Origin of the sequence: Mesorhizobium sp. M4A.F.Ca.ET.020.02.1.1 (assembly GCF_004022645.1) — a bacterium.
Classification (GTDB): domain Bacteria; phylum Pseudomonadota; class Alphaproteobacteria; order Rhizobiales; family Rhizobiaceae; genus Mesorhizobium.
In genome coordinates this window covers 1-5,279 of record NZ_RZOI01000430.1, presented here as the reverse complement: position 1 = coordinate 5,279, position 5,279 = coordinate 1, and the positions used below count along the sequence as shown (strand labels likewise).

Sequence of the window (5,279 nt, the reverse complement as noted above, 5' to 3'; positions counted from 1 at the left end):
TGGCGAGCCGCTCGCGACATGGCGTCTCGTGTCTCCGATTGGTATTTCACCAACGGCAATACCCCGGAGGAGATCCGGAAGCAGGTCGACGACATCCGCACCAAGGCGAAAGCCAACGGCCACAAGGTTAGGATCGGCGTCAACGCTTTCGCCATCGCCCGCGAGAGCGAGCAGGAAGCGCGCGCCGTGCTCGACGAGATCATCGCCAAGGCGAATCCGGAGGCGGTGCAGGGCTTTGCCGATCAGGTCAAGAATGCCGGCAAGGCCTCGCCGGAAGGCGAAGGCAATTGGGCGAAGTCGTCCCTTGAGGATCTCGTTCAGTACAATGACGGCTTCTGCAGCAATCTCATCGGCACGCCGGAACAGATCGCCGAACGCATCCTGAAACTGAAGGACGCCGGTGCCGACCTGATCCTGCTCGGCTTCCTGCATTTCCAGGAAGAGGTCGAGTTCTTCGGCAAGCGCGTCATTACTCTGGTGCGCGAACTGGAAGCAGCTCGCGACAGGGAGCTTGTCGCCGCGGAATAGGACGGGCGCGGCCCACGGGGCCGCAGCCCACACGCCTTCAAAAGCAGGGACGTTTCATGATTGGTGCTTCGCTGGGAGCCGCCGCATACGAGCGCGCGCCCGAAATTTCCGCCCTTCTTGCTGGTGCTGGTCGCGTTGACGAGACGCGCGCGGTGCGCCTGTCGGCAAAGGCTGATGCGATCCTGACCTTGAGCGGGATCGGCAATTTCCTTTGGCGGGGTCAAGGCGCTGAGCGATGTTGATCTCGAAGTCGAAGTCGGCGAGATCCGCGCGGTGATCGGCCCCAACGGCGCCGGCAAGTCCTCACTGATCAACATCATCAGCGGCCTCTATCACGCCGACCGCGGCAGGATTGCGATCGGCGGACAGTCCTTCTCCCGGGTGCCGGCGAGCCGTCTAGCACGGCTCGGCGTTGCGCGAACCTTCCAGAACCTGGCGCTATTCGGCGGTCTGTCCGTGCGCAACAACATCGCGTGCGGCCGCGTCCACACCAGGCGCGCCAGTTTCGTCGAACATATTGCAGGTCTGCCACGCGCCCGGAGCGAAGATGCGGGAATCGCCGAAAAGACCGATCAGATAGTCGCCTTCCTGCATCTCGAAAGCGTCGCCGACCGCCTCGTCGCCACCTTGCCTTACGGCCTGCAGAAGCGGGTCGAGCTGGCGCGCGCGCTGGTCGCCGAGCCGAAGCTGCTGCTGCTCGACGAGCCGATGGCCGGCATGACGGCGACCGAGAAGGCCGAGATGGCCGGCTTCGTGCGAGCCGCGCGCGACCGGCACGGCGTCACCATCATCCTGATCGAGCACGACATCGGCGTCGTCATGGGCCTCTCCGACCGCGTCGCCGTGCTCGACTACGGCCGCAAGATCGCCGACGGCACGCCGGCCGAGGTGCGCGCCGATCCTGCGGTGATCCGGGCCTATCTCGGCACCGCCGAGGGCGAGAATGGCGAGGACATCTGATGAGCTACTATGATTTCCTCTTCGTCATCGAGGTGCTGGTCGGAGGCCTGCTCTCGGGCGTCATGTACTCGCTCGTCGCCATCGGATTCGTGCTGATACAAGACCTCGGGCGTGCTGAACTTCGCGCAAGGCTCGATGGTGCTGTTTGCAGCACTCACTTTCGTCAGCCTGGTCGAACGCCGCGTCCCTTTCGCGCTTTCGCTGCTCATCACCTTCGCGGTCATGGTCGCGCTCGGCTTCACCATCGAGCGGACCGTGCTCAGGCCGCTGGTCAACCGCTCGCCGATGACGCTGTTCATGGCGACGCTGGGGCTCTCCTACATCATCGAAGGTGCCGCCCAGCTTATCTGGGGCACGCAGGTGCACGGGCTCGACCTCGGCATCGACGACACCCCATTCGAGGTCGGCGGCGTACTGATCTCGTCCTTCGACCTGCTGGCGGCGGCGATCGCCGCTGCCATGGTCGCAGGCCTCAGCGCCTTCTTCTATTGGACGCGGATCGGCCTTGCGTTTCGCGCCGTCGCCGACGATCAGTTCGCGGCCCTCGCCGTCGGCCTGCGGCTGCCTCGCATCTGGGGCACCGTGTGGACGGCGGCCGGCTTCGTCGCGCTGGTCGCCGGGCTGTTGTGGGGCGCGCGTCTCGGCGTCCAGTTCTCGCTGTCGCTGATCGTGCTGAAGGCGCTGCCGGTGCTGGTGCTTGGCGGCTTCGATTCCATCCTCGGCGCCATCGTTGGCGGCCTCATCATCGGCGCCAGCGAGAAGCTGGCCGAGGTCTATCTCGGCCCGTTCGTCGGCGGCGGCATCGAGGGCTGGTTCGCCTATGCGCTGGCGCTGGTGGTGCTTTTGGTGCGCCCCTCCGGCCTGTTTGGCCAGAAAACCGTCGAAAGGGTCTGAACCATGGCCGTGCAAGCGCTCGACGCCGCAAGGCTTCCAGTCGACTGGGTGAAACTCGTTCAGAAGCTGGCATTGCCGACCGCCCTGTTCGTCGTCGCCTACGGCGTGGTCCCTGCCTATGCTTCGGGCTATCTGGTCGAGGCGATCCTGCTGCCATTCCTGGCGCTCAGCCTGGCGGCGGTCGGCCTCAATCTGCTGACCGGCTATTGCGGCCAGCTCTCGCTTGGCTCTTCCGCCTTCATGACGGTGGGCGCGTTCGCCGCCTACAATTTCAACCTCAGGGTCGAAGGCCTGCCGCTGGCGGGGACCATGATCCTGGCCGGAATTTCCGCCGCCGGCTTCGGCGTCGTGTTCGGCCTGCCCAGTCTCAGGCTGCGCGGCTTCTACCTCGCCGTCTCGACGCTCGCCGCCCAGTTCTTCGTGCAATGGGCGCTGACCAAGTTCGGCTGGTTCTCCAACGACAACCCGTCCGGGGTGATCTCGGCGCCGCACCTGGCCGTCGCCGGTCTTTCGCTCGACAGCGCGACCGGCCGCTATTTGCTTTCGGTCACCACGGTCATGGTGCTGACGGCCCTCGTCTGGCGCTTGGTCAACAGCGCGACCGGTCGCAACTTCATCGCCGTGCGGGACAACGAAACCGCCGCACGCGTCATCGGTGTGCCGGTGCTGCGAACCAAGCTTCTGGCGTTCGCCATCTCGTCGTTCATCATCGGTATCGCCGGCGTGCTGTGGGCCTTCACCTATCTGCGCACCGTCGAGCCGGCAGGCTTCAATCTCGACCGCTCATTCCAGATCCTGTTCATCATCATCATCGGCGGGCTGGCCTCGATCCGTGGCGCGTTTTTGGGTGCGGCGTTCATCGTTGTCCTCCCGCTCTTTCTGTCCCGGCTCGGCGCCTTCCTGTTCGGCGGCCTGTTCGATTCGGGCGTTCTCGACATGAGCCAGCGCATCGTGCTCGGCGCCCTTATCATCATCTTCCTCATCGCGGAACCGAGCGGGCTGTCGGCCCTCTTCGACCGCCTCAAACGACGGATCGGCTCAAGGTCCAGCTGATTGCCGCTCAACTTCCTCCTCCGCTCGGACCAACCCATCAGGAGACGTAAGCAATGACCTTCTTCAGTCACCTAAGAAAAGCGGCGATCGCCACGGCCTTCGTGCTCGGCGCGACGGCGGTTCACGCCGAAGAACAATACTTTCCCCTGCAGAGCTACCGTGTCGGTCCGTATGCGGCCGGCGGAACCGGCTTTTTCGGTGGCTTCATCGACTATCTCAACCTGATCAACATCCGCGACGGCGGCGTCAATGGCGTCAAGCTGGCCTGGAGCGAAGGCGAGACGCAATATGAGGTCGAGAAGGGCGTCGAGGTGTATGAACGGTTGAAGAGCAATCCCGGGATCGCTGCCTGGAATCCACTCTCGGTCGGCATCGCCTATGCCATGATCGATCGCATCACCGACGACAAGGTGCCGCTGATCACCATCAACCACGGCCGCACAGACACGACCGACGGGCGGGTGTTCCCTTACGTCTTCCCGCTGCTGCTCAATCCTTACAGCGAGACCTCCGGCATCGTGAACTACATCGCGTCCAAGGAAGGAGGCCTCGACAAGCTCAAGGGCAAGAACATCGTCGTGCTCTATCACGGCTCGCCCTATGGGAAGGAGACGATCCCGATCTATGAGCTGCTGTCGCAGAAATACGGCTTCGAGCTGTCGCAGATCGAGGTGCCGCATCCCGGCAACGAGCAGCAGGCGCAGTGGCTGACCATCCGGCGCGAGCATCCTGACTATGTCGTGCTGCGCGGCTGGGGCGTGATGAACCCCGTCGCCTTGAAGACCGCGCAGAAGACAGGCTTCCCGGCCGATCACATCATAGGCAATGTCTGGTCGAATTCCGAAGAGGATGTCATCCCCGCCGGCGATGCCGCCAAGGGCTATACGGCCATCACCACCCAGGCCTCGGGTGAGCGATATCCGGTGGTCCAGGAGATCGTCAAAACGGTCTACGGCGACGGCAAAGGCAATCTCGAGGACAAAAGCCGCATCGGCTCGGTCTACCACAATCTCGGCATCGTCAATGGCATCCTCAATGTCGAGGCGGTCCGCATCGCACAGGCCAAGTTCGGCAACCGCACGCTGACCGGCGACGAAGTGCGTTGGGGCTTCGAGCATCTCAAGCTCGATCCGGCGCGCGTCGAGGCACTCGGCGCCAAGGACCTGTTCCACTCGATCAACGTCTCCTGGGACAATCACGAGGGTGACGGCTACGTGACCTTCCAGCAATGGGACGGCAAGAAGTGGAATGTCGTCTCCGACTGGATCGCTCCCGACTGGAAGCTGCTGCGTCCGATCATCGAGAAGTCGTCCGAGGCGTTGCCAAGGAAAAGGGCATCAAGATCCGCACGGCCGAGGACGCCGACGCGGTGGTCAGCAACTGAATTTGGTATGGTGCGGCCGACAAATCTGGCCGGCCGCGCCATCCACCTTCCCGAGCGGAGTCATCGATGTCCATCCCGGAATACCCGATACTGTCAGTTAGCAGCGTGGAAGCTGTCTACAACGGCGCCATCGCCGCCCTACACGGCGTCGACTTGTTGGTTGGCAGGGGCGAGATCGTCGCGCTGCTCGGCTCCAACGGTGCCGGCAAGACGACACTGCTGCGCGCCGTATCCAATCTCCTTCCGGCTGAGCGCGGCGCCATTACCGCCGGTCGGATCACCTTCGGTGGCGAGGATGTTTCAAGGGCAAGCCCCTCGCACCTAGTCCGCAGCGGCCTTGTCCAATTCCTCGAGGGCCGGCATTGCTTCCGCTCGCTGACGGTCGAAGAGAACCTCTTCACCGGCGCGCTCGGACGCTCGTCCTCTCGCACGGGCGTCAAGGCCGACCTCGATCGTGTCT

General features: G+C 63.7%; 3 protein-coding genes and 3 pseudogenes. All 6 read left to right on the top strand.

What is annotated here, in order from left to right:
* A partial coding sequence (locus tag EN742_RS23170; RefSeq protein WP_128333319.1) for an LLM class flavin-dependent oxidoreductase occupies positions 1-528 on the top strand: 528 nt, incomplete at its 5' end.
* Positions 529-680: 152 nt separating this feature from the next.
* Positions 681-1,488: pseudogene (locus EN742_RS23165) on the top strand (ABC transporter ATP-binding protein).
* Positions 1,488-2,382, top strand: a pseudogene (locus tag EN742_RS23160) (branched-chain amino acid ABC transporter permease). Before EN742_RS23165 ends, EN742_RS23160 begins: the two co-directional pseudogenes overlap by 1 nt.
* Positions 2,383-2,385: 3 nt before the next feature.
* A complete protein-coding gene (locus EN742_RS23155) occupies positions 2,386-3,435 on the top strand; it encodes a branched-chain amino acid ABC transporter permease (protein ID WP_126037994.1) in 1,050 nt (349 codons plus the stop codon).
* A gap of 53 nt (positions 3,436-3,488) precedes the next feature.
* Positions 3,489-4,819: pseudogene (locus tag EN742_RS23150) on the top strand (ABC transporter substrate-binding protein).
* A gap of 66 nt (positions 4,820-4,885) precedes the next feature.
* On the top strand, positions 4,886-5,279 hold a 394-nt coding region (locus EN742_RS23145), incomplete at its 3' end, for an ATP-binding cassette domain-containing protein (RefSeq protein WP_128333317.1).

Excerpts from the sequence above, each read along its gene's own strand:
- EN742_RS23155 (WP_126037994.1), top strand. The coding sequence starts at position 2,386 with ATGGCCGTGCAAGCGCTCGACGCCGCAAGGCTTCCAGTCGACTGGGTG.